The sequence below is a fragment of the Paenibacillus sp. CFBP 13594 genome (assembly GCF_014842675.1).
Taxonomy (GTDB): domain Bacteria; phylum Bacillota; class Bacilli; order Paenibacillales; family Paenibacillaceae; genus Paenibacillus; species Paenibacillus amylolyticus_B.
The window spans coordinates 467,730-484,958 of the sequence record NZ_JACYVQ010000006.1 but is presented as its reverse complement, the minus strand read 5'-3'; the positions used below and the strand labels follow the sequence as shown (position 1 = coordinate 484,958).

Genomic DNA, 17,229 nt, shown 5'->3' with positions numbered 1-17,229 from the left:
ATGAAATTGACAATTCAACTATTTGCAGGCATTGCAGAACGTTTAAATACATCCCTTCTGGAGTTTGAGTACATTGGAGACATTCCAACCGCTGCCAATTTAAAAGAAAAACTGAGTTTGGCCTACCCGGAGGCAGCTTCTCAGATAAGGACATCCTTTTTGGCAGTTAACCAGCAGTACGCTCCTGCCGATACTATACTTAGCTCAGAAGATGAACTTGCGTTGATCCCTCCCGTCTCTGGAGGTGATGGTACGGATATATCCGATGAAAAGCTTCGCTCTACCGTTCCAGAGCATCGGACTGAAGATGGCCTATTTCTAATTACAGAATCCACTTTGTCCGTGGAAGCAACAACGGCGCTAGTGATTACCCCGAATCACGGCGCAGCTCTTACTTTTGTAGGTACAACTCGTGAAATGACCGGTGAACAGCGCACCGTTCATCTTGAATACGAGGCCTATGTGCCGATGGCTCTTTCTCAGATGGCAGCCATTGGTGTGGAAATCTCGGATCGCTGGCCTGGTGTGTTATGTGCAATCAGTCACCGAATTGGCAAAGTGGATGTGGCAGAGATTAGTGTAGTCATTGCCGTTTCCTCGCCTCATCGCAACGACTGTTATGATGCAAGCCGTTACGCCATAGAGAGACTCAAACAGACCGTTCCGATCTGGAAAAAGGAAATTTGGGAAGATGGATCTGAATGGAAGGGACATCAATTAGGACCATGGAACCCCATGGAGAACTAAATAATGAGTCTTTACACCTTTTAGGTAGAGTGGGTTAATAGTAAATAAGTCGTTGTCAACCCATTTTTTTCTTGTTATTATAATTATATGTGTCGATATTAGTCGAGAAAAGGTGGTTTATACGTGAGAGTGCATGTTACTGATCTTAAACCGGGTGACCTGTTAAAAAATGATGTATACAACAGTTCGGGTCTCCACATGCTGATGAAAGGTTCCACCCTCAGTGAAGATGACCTATCCAAACTGTTGCAACATGGAATCGAGTACGCAGATGTAGAACACACAACATCCGACCTACACTCTGATGCACAAACCTTACCTTCCGATCAATCCCGTCTGTTAACTAACTTGTTTAACGATACGATCAAAGGTACTGAATCTCTATTTCAACAAGCGATGGAGAAGGGTTTTATTGATGAGACACAGGTCGATGAGATTTTGTTTACCCTAACAGAACAGTTGGAAAAACAAAAAGATGTTGTCTCCTTGTTGCTTATGCTGGACGGGGATAGTGATTATACGTACAACCATTCATTGCAAGTCGGAATGCTCGCTTTTTATATCGCCGGCTGGATGGGTTACAACCCCGAGGAATGTCTAACGGTAGCCAAAGCAGGATATCTTCATGATATCGGCAAGTCTAAGATTCCTTCTGAGATTTTACATAAACCTGGTAAATTGACCACGGAAGAATTTGACGAAATGAAGAAACACACATTCTATGGGTACGATATCATTAAAGAATCCACGCAGGATGAAATTCTGGCAATGGTTGCACTTCAACATCATGAGCGCGAGGATGGGAGTGGTTATCCTCATGGACTGCGAGGAGACGAGATCCACCCATATGCCCGTATAACTGCTGTAGCAGACGTTTACAGCGCCATGACGACGAATCGGGTATACCAGACCAAACAGGAACTGATTTCTGTTCTGTGTGAGCTGTACAGTCTCAGCTTTGGTCAGTTAAATGCTGAAGCAACGCAGGAACTGATCAAGCACATGCTGCCTAATTTTATCGGTAAAAGGGTTCTGCTCACCACGGGTCAGACGGGACTCATTGTGATGAATAATCCTGCGGATTATTTCCGACCACTCGTTCAGACCTCTACGGCCTTTATCGATTTAGCGAAAGAAAGAGATATTGCTATCGTTGAGATTTATGTACAGTAACTGTTCATTGTACACAGCATGTATACGAAGAACCCCATAGTAACTGAAATAACCAACTCACAGGTTGGCATATGACAAAAGGGAAGCCATCATCGGCTTCCCTTTTGTCTATTCCGATTCGATCATGTTGGATTACACGCAGAATGCTTTTGTGATGATAACCAACAGAATGAACAGTACCAAGATTGCACCAGTGTTTGTGAACATATTGTATCCGCCAACGCCGCCTACTCCGCCTACGTTGCCACCACAGCCATATCCTACTTCGCTCATGTGATTGCCTCCTCTTCATCAGGTATACCCTAACATATGACGTTTCCGTTGGAATGAACCGGGCGAACAGGCAACATTTGATAAATGGTTGTCTGTCTGCATCTACCTGAGTGGGTTAGCCTTTTGTTATTCCCTGTTCTTTGCAGAGATCTATATGTCGGACTCCGAATGAACCTGGATGCCTTTTTCCTTGCGGTACATGATAACAAGTAATCTCCAAAATTCATAACTGCCTTTGTCATTCATAATAAACGGTCGATAATAATCAAATGCTTGCTGCGCCCATGCGGGACAATCCATATTGGAAAGTTGCTCCTGTTGCTGAATCCATCCCCCTTGAATCTCCAGCGTTTTCTGCATGGCTTCAAACACTTTCTTCTGCTCAGTGGTCATCTGCGGAGCCTCCTGTTCCTGAGATGCAGTTCCGTATTCGGCCTGTAGATAGGCACCCGGTTCCGTTACACCATCTTCGCTGGCTGTATACCCGTACGATGGCGCACTTGTTTTACGAATTTCATAATGTACATGCGGGCCAGTACTCTGACCCGTGCTTCCCTGATTACCGATAAGCTGCCCTCGCTTCACACGCTGCCCAACGGTTACGGCAATCCGCGAAAGGTGAGCATAACAATGCAAGTAGCCACGATGATCTTGAAGGGCAACTGTAAGCCCGTAACCACCGAATCCGGAGCCTGTAACTCCTTCGGAAGCAAAACGTACCCTACCTTCCATAAAGGCATAGACGGGGCCATTCCAAGGCTCTGTCACGAGATCAATTCCGCGGTGAAATGTCTGTCCACCATGAATAGGATGAATTCGATAGCCGAATGAACTTGTAATCCGATATCCCTCGAAAGGGTTCACGCTCATACACTCACATCCTTTTCTATCATTAAATGCTAAAATCTATGAAATGGCTTGTGCTAATGGTCTTATTTTATTCAACAAAAATACCGCTCAGAATATTATTAGGGAAACCAAATGGTCTCTCCAACGTATATCCCAAGCGGCGCGCTATGCTAATATGATTCCTCTATCAGTTACATATACTATGTTTTATTTCCACCACTACACACTCCTAATTCAGAGGTCTGTAGATGACCCCCAGCTGATCCAATTCCTGTCCTGCTCTTCCATAAAATCCGGCTATATACCACCCTGCTGGTGCCTCAAGTTTGATTTGATCCGAGGTCTTTTGTCCGCCTTCAACTTTATTCCCAAGATTGGTGGACAACTCCACGTAAAAGATCCGTTTATCTCCATTACGTGTCCCCTGACCAATTGTTGCCTCGGTTAAGTACTCTCCGTCTGCCAAGTTCAGTGTGGCAATGTTGGATTGACCACCATGTGCCAGGTTCGTTCCATCCCTGTACAGCGTTGAAATGCCGTCTACACGGTTGCCTGAATTAAGCACTACTGAGCTAGGTCTGGCATCGGGAATCTGATTCAGATCATTAAACCCAGTTCCTCCAGATCCTCCGATTGTTGAACTTAGTTGGTACTGAGAAGATGTGCTGTACACAAATTCCGCTGTAATCGGATAATGATCGGAGAGTTGCTTTCCACTCGGGTCAACAAACGTTTGATTTTCTAACCGAAAGCTCTGTGCATTAAGGGACAACGCTTTACTTCCGCGATACAAAATTTTGTCCACTATCTCATAGTTGGGTCCATTTAAATTGCTTGCATCCATAAGGGCGTCTCCATCAGCGGGAATACTCCCACCTCGAATCAAATCGATCCACGGATCTCTTAAACCATTCTCAGACATGAGTAGCTCTATATTATCAGCCGCACGGGTGTACCGTGTATTGGTATCCCCGAATACGATAACAGCGTTCCCGTCCGAGTGCTCCTTTATGTAATTGGAGAGTTGTCTGATATTATCTCGTCTGGCCTCAAGCGATTTATCATCGCTACCTGCGTCCGCATGCAAGTTGTACACGTCCACTTTCACCTGAGGTGTGATCTCATATGTAGCTGCTGTAAATCCTTTTGGAGTCAATTCATCACTTCCATTGTCAAAAAGACCAGATCGCTTATCCCAGGTAATACGTTTCAAGTCACGGAATGGATATTGGGACAGACTGTTCAACCCACTACCAAAACCCGCAATTCCGCTTGTTGTCGTCAAATACGGCAGAGTGACTTGGGATATCAGCTCATTATGATAATTAAAATCCTCTTGCACATTAATGATGTCATAGTCATTTAATTTTGGGGAAATCTGAACGGTGTACTCCTTGGGGTTGGAGCTGGATACCAGATCCGGAAGGCCACCTACATTGTAACTAAGTACCTTAAATGAACCCGATACCGATCCACCTTCTGCAGCACTCGCCGAGGATAAAAATAAAGGAGAGCTCGTAAAGGCAACAACAGCAGACAATACCAAGGCTGCTCCTTTTTTAACTATACTTCTTCGCATCATATACCCCCTTATATTTTAATCAATTCAAATATATGTAATATTCATTAATGGAAGAATAACGCTGGTCTATTCATTTGTAAATATACAATTTGAACTAAAGAATATTTACACTTGCCACTCCGATGACAGAATAACCTTCTGATCGCTGTTATCCCCAGATTTTTTAATAAAAATACCCCCTAGAGAGACTTTTTAAAAAGTCTGCTTTAGAGGGTATTCGATCACATAAAACTATATCTACCGCTAAGCATCAGCAACTAGCTTCAACTTCACCGCTTCAAAAAGCGCTGCATTGGATTAACCAATAGAGCCTTCCATTTCGAACTTGATCAATCTATTCATCTCAACGGCGTATTCCATTGGCAATTCCTTCGTGAATGGCTCAATGAAGCCCATGATAATCATCTGTGTTGCTTCTGCATCAGTCAGACCACGGCTCATCAGGTAGAAGAGTTGATCCTCAGACACTTTGGAGACTGTAGCTTCATGCTCCAGCATGATGTTATCATTCATGATTTCATTGTAAGGAATTGTATCCGATGTGGACTCATTATCGAGAATGAGTGTATCACACTTGATGTTGGATTTCGCGCCCTCAGCTTGACGTCCAAAGGAAGCCAAACCACGGTACGTTACTTTACCACCATGTTTACTGATGGACTTGGATACAATCGTAGATGTTGTATCCGGAGCCAAGTGGATCATTTTCGCACCTGCATCCTGATGCTGGTTTTTACCAGCTACAGCGATGGAAAGTACGGAACCTTTAGCTCCACGGCCTTTCAGTACAACCGCTGGATATTTCATCGTCAGTTTGGAACCGATGTTACCATCGACCCATTCCATCGTTGCATTTTCTTCTGCAACCGCACGTTTCGTAACGAGGTTGTAGATGTTTGGTGCCCAGTTTTGAATCGTTGTGTAACGAACACGAGCATTTTTCTTACAGATGATCTCAACAACCGCACTGTGCAGTGAGTTCGTGCTGTAGATTGGAGCTGTACAGCCCTCTACATAGTGAACGAAGCTGTCTTCGTCCGCAATGATGAGTGTACGCTCAAATTGTCCCATATTCTCAGAGTTAATCCGGAAGTAGGCTTGCAGAGGCACTTCACATTTAACGCCTTTAGGCACGTAGATAAAGCTTCCTCCGGACCAAACCGCACTATTCAATGCAGCAAATTTGTTATCTGCTGGTGGAATAACTGTTGCAAAATATTCACGCAGGATTTCCGGATGCTCTCTGAGAGCCGTGTCGGTATCCATGAAGATTACACCTTGGTCTTCCAATTCCTTTTGCATGTTGTGGTATACAACCTCGGACTCATACTGAGCCGATACACCTGCAAGGAACTTTTGCTCTGCTTCAGGGATACCCAATTTATCAAAGGTTTCCTTGATTTCAGAAGGAACTTCCTCCCATGTTTTACCTTGTTTCTCCGAAGCACGCACATAATACTGAATTTCATTGAAATCCAATCCGTCGAGATCTCCGCCCCATTTCGGCATTGGCATCTTTTCGAATTGTTTCAGGGATTTCAACCGGAATTCCAACATCCATTCCGGTTCGTTCTTAATCTTGGAAATTTCGGTAACCACTTCTGCAGTCAGACCTTTACCGGTTTGAAAGATGGATTTGTGCTCGTCGCGAAAACCATATTTGTACTCTTCCATTTCTGGTGCTTTTTTAGCCATCTTGCTCTACCTCCCTATCGTTATTGTACTTTGTTCTCTTCGTCAATCCCTTTGCGTAATGCATTCCAGGCCAGAGTGGCACATTTGATGCGTGCAGGGAACTTGTTCACACCGGATAGGGCTTCGAGATCTTCATAATCGTCGAAATCGACTTCTTCACCTTTCATCAGTGAGGAAAAACGGTTAGCGATATCGAGTGCCTGTTCCATCGTTTTGCCTTTGACGGCCTCTGTCATCATCGATGCAGACGACATGCTGATGGAGCAGCCTTCACCCGTATATTTGGCTTCCTGGACGATTCCGTCTTTCAGCAAAATTTGCAGTGAAATCCGGTCGCCGCACGTTGGATTGTTCAAATTCACCGTGACAGCGTCATTATCAAATGTTCCGCGGTTACGCGGGTTTTTGTAGTGGTCCATTATAACACGTCTGTACAGATCATCAAGTTGCATCGCCAAAATACTCCTTTGTCTGGATTAAGGCGCTGACAAGCCGATCTACATCTTGTTCGTTATTGTATAGATAGAAGCTGGCACGAGCTGTTGAGCTAACTTCAAGCCAGCGCATTAGCGGTTGACAGCAATGGTGTCCAGCACGAATAGCTACGCCACTCGCATCCAGTACGGTTGCCACATCATGCGGATGAACATCACCCAGGTTAAAGGTAACAACACCCACATGCCGCTTGGCTGGGCCATAGATCGTTAACCCATCAATTTCGGACAGACGTTCTGTTGCATAAGCTGCCAGCACACTCTCATGATGTGCGATCTCATCCATACCAATCTGCTCCAGAAAATCAATGGCAGCTCCCAACCCTACCGCACCTGCGATAATCGGGGTTCCGCCTTCGAACTTCCAGGGAAGCTCTTTCCAGTTGGATTCGTACAGACCCACATCATCAATCATTTCACCACCGAACTCAATGGGTTCCATGGACTCCAGCAGCGCCTTTTTGCCGTAGAGTGCACCGATTCCGGTTGGTCCGCACATTTTATGACCGGATAATGCATAAAAATCACAGTCCAGATCCTGAACGTCCACCTTCATGTGAGGTGTGCTTTGTGCGCCATCAACAACGATGACAGCACCATTGCGGTGTGCAATTTCAGCAATTTGTTTCACAGGATGGATCAGACCCATAACATTGGATACATAAGCGATTGCTACAATTTTAGTATTGTTCGTAATCGTCTTCTCGACATCAGCCAATTCAATATGACCGTCAGGCTGAAGCGGAATGTATTTCAATGTTGCACCTGTCTCCTTGGCAACCTGCTGCCAAGGAATCAGATTACTATGGTGCTCCATTTGCGTGATAACAATTTCATCGCCTTCTTTGCAATTGGCGCGGGCGTATGATGAAGCCACCAGATTCAGGGCTGTCGTTGTCCCGCGGGTAAAGATAATCTCCTGTGTACTACGTGCATTGATAAACTTGGCTACCTTCTCACGTGCGCCTTCGTAAGCGTCCGTTGCACGGCTTCCAAGGGTATGAACACCACGATGTACGTTGGAATTCTCATACTCATAATAATGTTTAACCGCTTCAATCACAGCACGAGGCTTTTGTGAAGTTGCAGCACTATCTAAATATACGAGCGGGTGTCCGTTGATTTCCTGGTGGAGGATCGGGAACTGCTCGCGAATGGACGGGTTCATTGACCCAGCTTCTTCTCAATCAGGGACTGCAATTGGGTGCGCAGTGCTTCCAGAGGAATATCCGCCACCACCGGAGCCAGGAAGCCATAGATGATCAGGCGTTCGGCATCCGTACGGTTAATTCCGCGCGACATCAAGTAATGAATCTGCTCGGCATTGACTTGACCAACAGAAGCCGCGTGACCTGCTGTTACATCATCTTCATCAATAAGGAGGATTGGGTTCGCATCTCCACGTGCTTTAGGGCTCAGCATCAACACTTTCTCTGTCTGCTGTCCATCGGCTTTGGTAGCGCCTTTCTCAATCTTCGTGATTCCGTTAATGATTGCAGAAGCTTCTTCACGCATAACTGCACGTGTAATCATCTGACTTGGTGTATTCTTGCCGAAGTGACGAGCTTCTGTGGTGTAGTTGATTTTCTGCGAACCGGAACCTACAGCGATGACTTTGGAATCAGAACTTGATCCATTACCTTTAAGCACAGTCATCGTGTTGCTGGCTGTGTCGCCATTATTCATTTCGCCTACAATCCACTCGATGGAAGCATCATTCTCCAACACTGCACGACGGAATGAAACATCAGTTACATTTACACTCAGTTGATGAACCGATGCGAAACGTACTTTAGCACCAGATTTTGCGAATACTTCCACAACACCATTATGGAAAACAGGTGCGGACAATTCGCCAGATACATAGTTATCAACATAAGTTACTGAACTGTTTGCTTCTGCAACCACAAGCACGTGAGGTGCAAAAGTTGCAGATGCGTCATCTGTAAGCAACACTGCTTGCAGTGGTACTTCGATTTCGACATTTTTCGGAACATACAGGAAGACCCCGCCATTCCAAAGTGCCGCATGCAATGCAGCGAGAGAATGCTCATCCGCTTTCACCGCTGTGTTCAGATATGATTTTACCAAATCGCCGTGTTCGCGAACCGCTGTAGCCAGATCCGTGAAGATGACTCCTTTTGCTGCCAGATCAGCAGACACCTTGGAGTATACCGTACCGGAATTGCGCTGGATAACCAGACTGCCTTCAGCTTGATCCTGAACCAGATCTTTGATAGAAGCAGGTACTTCTGTCAAAGAAGAAATAGCTTCACTTGTTTTATATGTTCCGTACTCGCTGACATTCCAGCGTTCAATTTTTTGTTTTTCCAGTTTAGGAAGCGCAAGCCCGCTCGCAAGCCTTAAAGCTTCGAGCCGCTGTTCGGTCAACCAGCCGGGTTCATTGTTGCTTTCCGACAAGGCGCGAAGCGCTTCAGATTCAACCGGAAGAATTGTTTGTGTAGTCATTGATTAATCCTCCTCCGTTTTGTCTTTACGCTTCTTGGCCTACAGTTTCGTCTGTAATTCCCAGCTCTGCCTTTACCCAGTCATACCCTTCCGCTTCCAGACGGTGAGCCAATTCAGGTCCGCCGGATTTCACGATACGACCTTGCATCATTACATGAACATAGTCAGGCGTAATGTAGTTCAACAGACGTTGGTAGTGAGTGATGATCAGGAAGCCACGATCTTCGCTCTTCATAGCGTTCACACCGTCAGCCACGATTTTCAAAGCATCGATGTCCAGACCGGAGTCAATTTCATCAAGTACTACGATTTTCGGATCAAGCAGCATCATTTGCAGAATCTCGTTACGTTTTTTCTCACCACCGGAGAAACCTTCATTCAGGTAACGGTGAGCGAACTCAGGGTTCATGTCGAGTTCTTTCATTTTACCTTCCATTTGACGAATGAACTTGATCAGGGAGATCTCGTTACCTTCGCCACGACGTGCGTTAATTGCACTACGCAAGAAGTCGGAGTTTGTAACACCTGCAATTTCACTTGGGTATTGCATAGCCAGGAAGAGACCTGCACGTGCGCGCTCATCTACAGCCATATCCAATACATCTTCACCATCAAGCGTAATTTTACCGTCTGTTACTTCATATTTAGGGTGACCCATCAAGGCAGAAGCCAGAGTGGATTTACCTGTTCCGTTTGGTCCCATGATTGCGTGGATTTCTCCACCTTTCATTTCCAGGTTGATGCCTTTCAGGATTTCCTTACCTTCGATCGTCGCTTTCAGACCTTCAATGACGAAATTCGTAGCCATGTGTATTGTTTCCCTCCATTGATTAAATTGATGTTGTTGTCGAAAACGAAAAAGCGCCTATTATATCTGAACAGGGCTTCCCCTGAATTTCTCTTGTACTCGAATCTTCAAAGCAAGAACACTTTAGAATAATTCTAAACTGATTCTCAATGATAATCAAGTCATTTCCTAAGAACGTTGGTCCTTACAGGAAACATTATTCTTTCTGATTCTATATTAAAAGACAAATTGAATCAAATCAGAAAACATCTTACGCAGAAATGTACAGTGAGAAAAATCACGGCAATTCAAGCTTTTATGTCCTCTGCTGTATACTAATCTAAAAAAAGGACTTATCCAAATTATGGACAAGTCCCTCCGTTTACCATTTACAATTTGAGCATCTCGTTAATCTTCTGTACCTGTTCGTCAAAATCCGCAACGTCCACCACCGGCGTCATTTCGCGCGGCACCGGACCATTCGGAATAGAAATCCATGAACGGCAACCATTATATTCAGGCAGTACGGGGATTTCCATCGGTTCTTTCAAAAGGTACACACGTAAAATCAATACATGGAGCGGATCTTTCCGTTTCCATTTCAAACGGTCTTCGGCAAAATCCGCTGTCCACATATGAAAGTCAAGAAGTCGATCCAGCATCTCCTGATCTCGTATCTCCAGATCCTGCGTTACTTCGGCATATGCAGTAATACGGATTGTCGAAGCTTCGGGCACCCATTCGGCCAGTGATTCTTCAACATAGGATTGATCCGAGGACTTAATCAGTTCTTTACGCTGATGTTCATAAGTCGGATACAGGTAAAACGCCGGGCTTTTCAGCTCAAAATGTCGGGTTTCCTCTACAATACCACCTTTGCGCATCACCATAATCTGGCGACCCGTTTCCAGTGCTTTGATTGCAGATGCCCATTCTTTTAAAGCCGGTATCGTTGGTTCTAACATAAGCGGTTCCCTCCCCTATCGTTCTTGTCAGCAGTATAGACGCTCAGTGCGTTTCTGACAACATGATCCGGGCTCAGAAAGCTTACGTAAGAGACCATTTGTATTAGGCAAAATCTTGGCTATATTAACCCAGGAAAGAGCGAAGCATCCACATGTGTTTCTCAAGGTCAGCCTTGAAACCTGTCAGCATATCGGATGTCGGTTGATCTTCAGCTGCATCTGCAACTTCGATACCTTCCTGATATTCATTCGAAAGTGTAGCGAAGTCCTCGATCAGGTTTTGCACCATTGTTTTTGCGTCTTCTCCACCTGCTGCTTCTTGGATAGAGGAAAGCTCCAGATACTCTTTCATTGTAGCCGCCGGGCTACCTTTCAGCGTAAGGATACGCTCTGCGATTTCATCCATTTGTACTGTAACTTCGTTGTAGAACTCTTCGAATTTCACATGCAACGTGAAGAAGTTAGGTCCTTTAACGTACCAGTGATAGTTATGGATTTTAACATACAATACGTTCAGGTTAGCTACCTGACGATTAAGTACTTGTTCCACCGATTTTGCCTGATCTGTTTTGTTTTTTGTAGCCATATTAATCCCATCCTTTATTTAAAATTAGTCTGTCATGCCGTGGTAAGCAGGTTGTCCCGCAATGCATAACAGAGAGTTAATAATGTGTCACCACATGTAGTGGAGAGGCTTGTTAACGGCGTTTCTCTCAGCCGTCCGGCCTATTTGTTTTTACCCTTGAACCGGAAGTTCGAATCAGGATCGACTTAACTTGTCTCAAAAAAAAGTTCAAAAACAGCGCTATTTCCGATATACTGACATATACCAAGCAAAGAAGTGGGTTTTCCTGTTTCTTCATATATATGGAGGTGGCACCTTTGTCCCAATATCGCCCGTTTACCCCCCAGGATGCAATTGAACTGGCCAAAACATTACCGGGTCCATTTGCGGCAGATGCAAATCTGGATTGTCACGAGATCGGCGACGGCAATCTGAATTTGGTATTCCACATCACGGATCAGAACTCCGATAAAAGTATCATTATCAAACAGGCGCTTCCTTATGCGAAAGTGGTTGGAGAATCATGGCCACTCTCTCTCGTACGTGCCCGAATTGAGCGTGAAATTCTTCAAGAAGAGTACCGTCTGTGTCCAGGGATGGTACCCAAAGTGTATCATTACGATAATGACCTCGCGTTAACCGTTATGGAAGATCTGAGTGATCATGTGATCATGCGTAAGGGCCTGATCGAAGGTGTTTCCTATCCTCTTTTTGCTCAGCACATTGGGGAATTCATGGCAAGAACGCTGTTCTTCACTTCAGACTTGGGCATGGATCAGCAATTGAAGAAGGAACAACAGGGCAGATTCATTAATCCGGACCAATGCAAAATAACGGAGGATCTGATCTTTGATGAACCCTACCGGATCGCCGAGAAAAATAATTATGATGCTTCCATTGAAGACGAGGCTGAAGCCCTTCGCACAGATGGAGAACTTCACCTTGAAGTGGCATTACTACGGGAAAAATTCCTGACACATGGGCAGGCACTGCTTCATGGAGATCTGCATACAGGCAGTATTTTTGTTACACCTGAATCAACAAAGGTCATCGATCCCGAATTTGCATATTACGGCCCCATGGGATTTGATGTTGGTGCAGTCCTTGCGAACCTGCTCTTGAATTACTCATCCCTGCCAGGATGGATTCAGGATGAGACTGCTTTGCGTGAGCGTGAGACGCTTATGCTGAATATGGTTCGTGATGTATGGACTGAATTCGAATCTCGTTTCCGTGCCCTCTGGGTTCACGACCTCGTTGATCCGATGGCAAAAACGTCAGGCTATCAGGATCTGTATGTGCAACAATTGTTCAGAGATTCGATCGGCTTTGCAGGTGCCAAAATGGTTCGTCGTATCGTGGGACTCGCTCACGTGGCAGATATAGATACCATTCCAAATGCGACTGAACGTGAACATGCTCAGCGTAAAGCGTTGTCCATTGGTAAAGCATTGATCAAGAACAATCGTCGCTTGAATACCATCGGCGAAGTAATGGATATTGTATCCACAGCTGTTACTACTACTAAGGCTTAACATAAGGAACGGAGGAATCACCCATGACAACCCCTGAATATCAGCCTCTGTCCTCTCTCATCTGGAAAAAGGACAAGCTTGAAATGCTTGACCAGCGTCTGCTGCCCGAAACGATCCTCATGTTGAAACTGTATACACCCGAGGAAGTATGGGAATCCATCCACTCCATGAAAGTACGCGGTGCTCCGGCGATTGGTATTGCTGCTGCATTTGGTGTTGTATTGGGTGCCAAATCATATGACGGAACAACCGTTCAAGGTTGGTTAGACCACGTAAAATCCATATGTGCTCATCTGGCTACTTCCCGTCCAACAGCGGTGAACCTGTTCTGGGCATTGGATCGCATGATGCAAAAAGCAAATGAGGTCGTTGAATCCGGCCTGAGCCTGGATGAGGGCAATGATGCTCTTGAAGTAGAAGCTCTGTTAATTCAGAAGGAAGACGAAGAAGTATGCCGCATGATCGGCGAGAATGCACTGCCTTTATTCGAAGATGGCATGGGTGTTCTCACTCACTGTAATGCAGGCGGACTGGCTACTGCGAAATATGGTACGGCAACTGCTCCAATGTATCTCGCACAGGAACGTGGCATTCACCTGAAGGTATTTGCAGACGAGACTCGTCCCGTACTTCAGGGTGCACGCCTAACTGCATTTGAGTTACAGCAAGCCGGCATTGACGTTACGCTGCTCTGTGATAACATGGCAGGCATGGTGATGTCCAAAGGCTGGATTCAAGCTGTTATCGTCGGAACGGATCGTGTTGCAGCTAACGGTGACGTAGCTAACAAAATCGGAACATACAGCGTGGCCGTGCTTGCCAAGGCTCACAATATTCCGTTTTATGTAGCGAGCCCATTGTCAACCATCGATTTGTCTACTCCATCCGGAGATCTTATTCCGATTGAGGAACGGGCTGCGGAGGAAGTGACCGAAGGATTTGGCAAACGTACCGCACCGCAAGGTATCAAGGTATTCAATCCAGCATTTGACGTAACGCCTAACGAATATGTAACAGCTATTATCACGGAAAAAGGCGTTGTTCGCGCTCCTTTCCAAGAAAATCTGGCTGCCTTGTTCGCAAAGGAAGAAGCTTAACTTAATAAGAGTATTCAAGAAAAAGGTTCGTGTATAGAGCTAGTAGCTACTGATGTGCCCGGCTCTGTATTAGAAACTAAGACGCTAAAGAAGGGCTTCCCACATGGGGAGCCCTTTTGTTAGTGCTTAGATCATTTTCAACAAAGCCTCTACACCCGTCATGCCAACCGTAATGCCCATGGCCTCGGCTTCTGTTGTCACCGACTCCATAGGTGCATGTAACAATTGCTCCAGTGTACGCACACCAACCGCTCGAGCTGCAATAATTTTTCGATCCCCGAGCTTCTCATTAAGTAATCCCACGTCGAGTGCTCCGCACATGATATATCCTTTGGATGTGTTAATGGTCAACAACGTTGTTTTCGGTAGCTTGACTTCTACCCCAACCAATACATGCTCTCCAACTATAATGGGCTCCATCGTCACCATAATTTCCCGATCCACCTCCTCTTCCACAGGTCACGATAATTGTATGCCTCATTCTGGATTGTCGTGTGGACACCTGCCGTGTTTGAGAAAATGTAGGTACTTACAGTTCAAATATATTGTTGGTAATTCTTCTCGCAGACTTAGATTGTAGATAAATGCTTTAGTTGGAATATAAAAAGCCACCTCACCCAAAGTGAGTCAAAGTGGCCCTTCCTTAAAACGTATGCTCATCATTCTTTAATCGTCTTATCTCCGTTAACTCTCTTCTAATTCCCAGTACACGTCTATGAAGTACACTGCGGTCTATTGATTCAGCTACCGACTTTTTGAACTGGACATCCAATTCACTGAACGGCTCATGAGCTAGTTTCTTTTTATGTATTGATTTGACTTGAAGATTATCAGTTTCAGACTTAATCGGCCTCAATCTCTTCTGCTTCATAATTTGTTCAAATACGCTGTCCTCTTGACGCATGGTCTTCATTCCTTAATATATGTGATGAACACATTGTATCATAACGAGAAGAGGACTGTTACATAATAAAGTACAGATGCTTAGAGTTGGGCAAGAGCCTAAACGCAAAAAAAGAGGGCAAATGCCCCCTTATATAATTAACTCATTTTATAAAATGTAAAAATACGCTTGATTCCCTGGACTCTTCACAATTACTGTGGTCACTAAGTCACTGGCATCCCGTTTACGGATACTTGTGATCGAACCTAACTCTTCATTCGAAATAACTCTCGGTTGGACATAAGCCGCCAGATCAGGCTTGGAAATTGTCATTTCAGTAGCCATATCCTCAATCTGTCTCACATCTACCGTAGACTGCATATCCTTCCACTCTCGCACCTGAAGATAGCCGTCCAAGTATTCTCTTTCTTTGATACTAATGTGGCCATCCAATACATCCATGTACTTGACCTCAATGCTGGAAAGTACATCAGGTCTGGAGATATATAATTGCCCAGGCTGTTCTTCCAAATAAGGAATCTCAAGACTCCCTGCTCTCTCATCATGATCTAATGCTCTGACTTGAAGAACACTATTCAGATCAGGCTTATTAACCTTAATCTCCGAAATGAAAGTCGAATCACCGTCGTACATGACCGTTAGCAAAGACCCCAACGTTGAAGTTGCTTTTATATAATTGGAGACTTCCAATGAAGCATGAAGATCAGGTATGGATACAATTAGACTCGTAACCCGTTCATCTTCAAACAATTGTGATATCGTTAACGTACTGACCAGAGACATTTGTCTATCTACCGTAATAGCTGAAGGTAAGTCAGGATGAGACACTGCGATTTCTACAGTTTTTTCGTCGTCCAGACCTGTTCTAACGGCAAGATTACCGTCTGTATCTTTAGTTGTTCGTATAGCAGTAATGAACTGCGAATGAAGCTCGGGTTTAGAAACAGCAACCCATGTTTCCTTCTCTTCTGTCCTACTTTCAGCAATAGAGATGTTCGAATCCAGTTCCGCATCTATACGTTTAGCTACTATCAGATCTACATCTAAGTCCGGACGGCTGACTGCGATTACTTGAGGTATATCATGATGCATGTGATCCTCATAGCGGTGGACGTACAACTGAGATTTGAGCCAGTCCAGCCCAATATCACTGTGTACAACTAACGTTGAAGCTATATCCTTGCGACCTACACCATAAATAAAAACTTCACTTTCAATTTCGGTTCGACCGATGGAATAGATCTGAGAAGTGATATATCTAATCTGCAAAACAGGTGGTTTGGAAGACTCACGAGTGTTGAAATATATCGGCGTGTTACCGCTAGACTGAATAACCATTCCAACGTTCGAAAGAATACCTTCTATCCACATTTGAATTAATGCCATCATATCAAACTCAACATAACGTTCAGTCGTATCAATGATATAATTGGACGATAAGAGCTGAATGGACTGAGGTCTGTTCGCATACGTAATCCCGTACTCCCGCCACAGTGTATCCGGCTGATGCAGCTCAATGTGTGCTCCTGGTGCCAGAGTTCCTGTGTAATATAACCTCAATTTAGCTTCTTCCAAATGTAACAAATCGGGTATTCTGGTATCCAGATCACCGAAATGTATAAACGATTCGAATTGTTCCATCTCGTCTCTGCCGATCATCATACGCTGTGTATCACCAAAGTTGATCGTCTGCAAGTGAGTTTGACTTCGCGTGGTTGCATCAGCAACAGGCTTAAGATTAACAGTTACACGCGGTGCTTCCAGTAATTCATATTTGCCATGTGCACGATTATGTGGCCGAACGTACAACATGCCTTCAAGATCAACTTTGGATGCCGCTTGAATGGTTGCGCTCAGATCTCCTTGCGCCTTGTACATTACATATAGCGAATTGCTCAATTCTTCTGACCGTCTGACACGTACGGATACACTAGAGACGATCTCGGACACTTTTCTTGTAGCAGCTATTAGAGTCGAAGACAGTTCTTCATCGACTTGATTGTACAGGATATACTTTGCTGCAAAACGATTTTCCGGACTTTTAATATGTATAACACTATCTAATAGAGTCTCCCCGTTATTAATTCCACTCAC

The 17,229-nt window shown here is 44.8% G+C and carries 17 protein-coding genes; 4 read left to right on the top strand and 13 right to left on the bottom strand.

Annotated elements, in window-relative coordinates; translation table 11 throughout:
• Nucleotides 1-747, top strand: a complete 747-nt coding sequence (locus IFU39_RS21475) for a molybdenum cofactor biosynthesis protein (RefSeq protein WP_105598043.1) — start codon at nucleotides 1-3, stop codon at nucleotides 745-747.
• Nucleotides 748-870: 123 nt separating this feature from the next.
• Nucleotides 871-1,920, top strand: a complete 1,050-nt coding sequence (locus tag IFU39_RS21470) for an HD-GYP domain-containing protein (protein WP_091014614.1) — start codon at nucleotides 871-873, stop codon at nucleotides 1,918-1,920.
• Nucleotides 1,921-2,052: 132 nt separating this feature from the next.
• On the opposite strand, the gene IFU39_RS21465 is transcribed toward IFU39_RS21470, so the two are convergent.
• The 10 genes from IFU39_RS21465 to IFU39_RS21420 all read right to left on the bottom strand — a co-directional run bounded on the left by IFU39_RS21465 (nucleotide 2,053) and on the right by IFU39_RS21420 (nucleotide 11,620).
• Complete coding sequence (locus IFU39_RS21465; RefSeq protein ID WP_017689533.1) at nucleotides 2,053-2,193, bottom strand: hypothetical protein; 141 nt, start codon at nucleotides 2,191-2,193, stop codon at nucleotides 2,053-2,055.
• A 150-nt stretch (nucleotides 2,194-2,343) separates the two neighbouring features.
• On the bottom strand, nucleotides 2,344-3,063 hold the full coding sequence (locus tag IFU39_RS21460; protein ID WP_192134749.1) for a M23 family metallopeptidase: 720 nt from the start codon (nucleotides 3,061-3,063) through the stop codon (nucleotides 2,344-2,346).
• Between the two features lie 208 nt (nucleotides 3,064-3,271).
• Complete coding sequence (locus IFU39_RS21455; protein WP_192134747.1) at nucleotides 3,272-4,621, bottom strand: jacalin-like lectin; 1,350 nt, start codon at nucleotides 4,619-4,621, stop codon at nucleotides 3,272-3,274.
• A 300-nt stretch (nucleotides 4,622-4,921) separates the two neighbouring features.
• Nucleotides 4,922-6,319: a Fe-S cluster assembly protein SufB gene (gene sufB / locus IFU39_RS21450; RefSeq protein WP_036669904.1), complete on the bottom strand. Its 1,398-nt coding sequence runs from the start codon at nucleotides 6,317-6,319 to the stop codon at nucleotides 4,922-4,924.
• 20 nt (nucleotides 6,320-6,339) lie between these two features.
• Complete coding sequence (gene sufU, locus IFU39_RS21445) at nucleotides 6,340-6,771, bottom strand: Fe-S cluster assembly sulfur transfer protein SufU (RefSeq protein WP_017689537.1); 432 nt, start codon at nucleotides 6,769-6,771, stop codon at nucleotides 6,340-6,342.
• Nucleotides 6,761-7,981, bottom strand: a complete 1,221-nt coding sequence (locus IFU39_RS21440; protein WP_091014616.1) for a cysteine desulfurase — start codon at nucleotides 7,979-7,981, stop codon at nucleotides 6,761-6,763. Before IFU39_RS21440 ends, sufU begins: the two co-directional genes overlap by 11 nt.
• Nucleotides 7,978-9,282, bottom strand: coding sequence for a Fe-S cluster assembly protein SufD (gene sufD, locus IFU39_RS21435; RefSeq protein ID WP_105598041.1), 1,305 nt, complete (start codon nucleotides 9,280-9,282; stop codon nucleotides 7,978-7,980). Before sufD ends, IFU39_RS21440 begins: the two co-directional genes overlap by 4 nt.
• 25 nt (nucleotides 9,283-9,307) lie before the next feature.
• The gene (sufC, locus tag IFU39_RS21430) at nucleotides 9,308-10,090 is read right to left on the bottom strand and encodes a Fe-S cluster assembly ATPase SufC (RefSeq protein WP_036609931.1); all 783 of its coding nucleotides are present in this window, start codon (nucleotides 10,088-10,090) and stop codon (nucleotides 9,308-9,310) included.
• A 368-nt stretch (nucleotides 10,091-10,458) separates the two neighbouring features.
• Nucleotides 10,459-11,034, bottom strand: coding sequence for a DUF1802 family protein (locus IFU39_RS21425; protein WP_017689541.1), 576 nt, complete (start codon nucleotides 11,032-11,034; stop codon nucleotides 10,459-10,461).
• A 124-nt stretch (nucleotides 11,035-11,158) separates the two neighbouring features.
• The gene (locus IFU39_RS21420; protein ID WP_017689542.1) at nucleotides 11,159-11,620 is read right to left on the bottom strand and encodes a Dps family protein; all 462 of its coding nucleotides are present in this window, start codon (nucleotides 11,618-11,620) and stop codon (nucleotides 11,159-11,161) included.
• Between the two features lie 296 nt (nucleotides 11,621-11,916).
• On the opposite strand from IFU39_RS21420, the gene mtnK reads away from it, so the two are divergent.
• Entirely contained in the window at nucleotides 11,917-13,134 is a 1,218-nt protein-coding gene (gene mtnK / locus IFU39_RS21415) for an S-methyl-5-thioribose kinase (RefSeq protein WP_181155335.1), read from the top strand.
• Nucleotides 13,135-13,157: 23 nt separating this feature from the next.
• On the top strand, nucleotides 13,158-14,231 hold the full coding sequence (mtnA, locus tag IFU39_RS21410; RefSeq protein ID WP_192134744.1) for an S-methyl-5-thioribose-1-phosphate isomerase: 1,074 nt from the start codon (nucleotides 13,158-13,160) through the stop codon (nucleotides 14,229-14,231).
• A gap of 126 nt (nucleotides 14,232-14,357) precedes the next feature.
• Here the strand turns inward: mtnA and IFU39_RS21405 are convergent, their stop codons facing one another.
• The 3 genes from IFU39_RS21405 to IFU39_RS21395 form a co-directional block, all read right to left on the bottom strand.
• Nucleotides 14,358-14,660 (bottom strand): YunC family protein, encoded by a 303-nt coding sequence (locus tag IFU39_RS21405; RefSeq protein WP_091014620.1) that lies wholly within the window; start codon nucleotides 14,658-14,660, stop codon nucleotides 14,358-14,360.
• Nucleotides 14,661-14,874: 214 nt separating this feature from the next.
• Nucleotides 14,875-15,144, bottom strand: a complete 270-nt coding sequence (locus IFU39_RS21400) for a hypothetical protein (RefSeq protein ID WP_192134742.1) — start codon at nucleotides 15,142-15,144, stop codon at nucleotides 14,875-14,877.
• Between the two features lie 138 nt (nucleotides 15,145-15,282).
• Entirely contained in the window at nucleotides 15,283-17,229 is a 1,947-nt protein-coding gene (locus IFU39_RS21395; RefSeq protein ID WP_206759579.1) for a CBM96 family carbohydrate-binding protein, read from the bottom strand.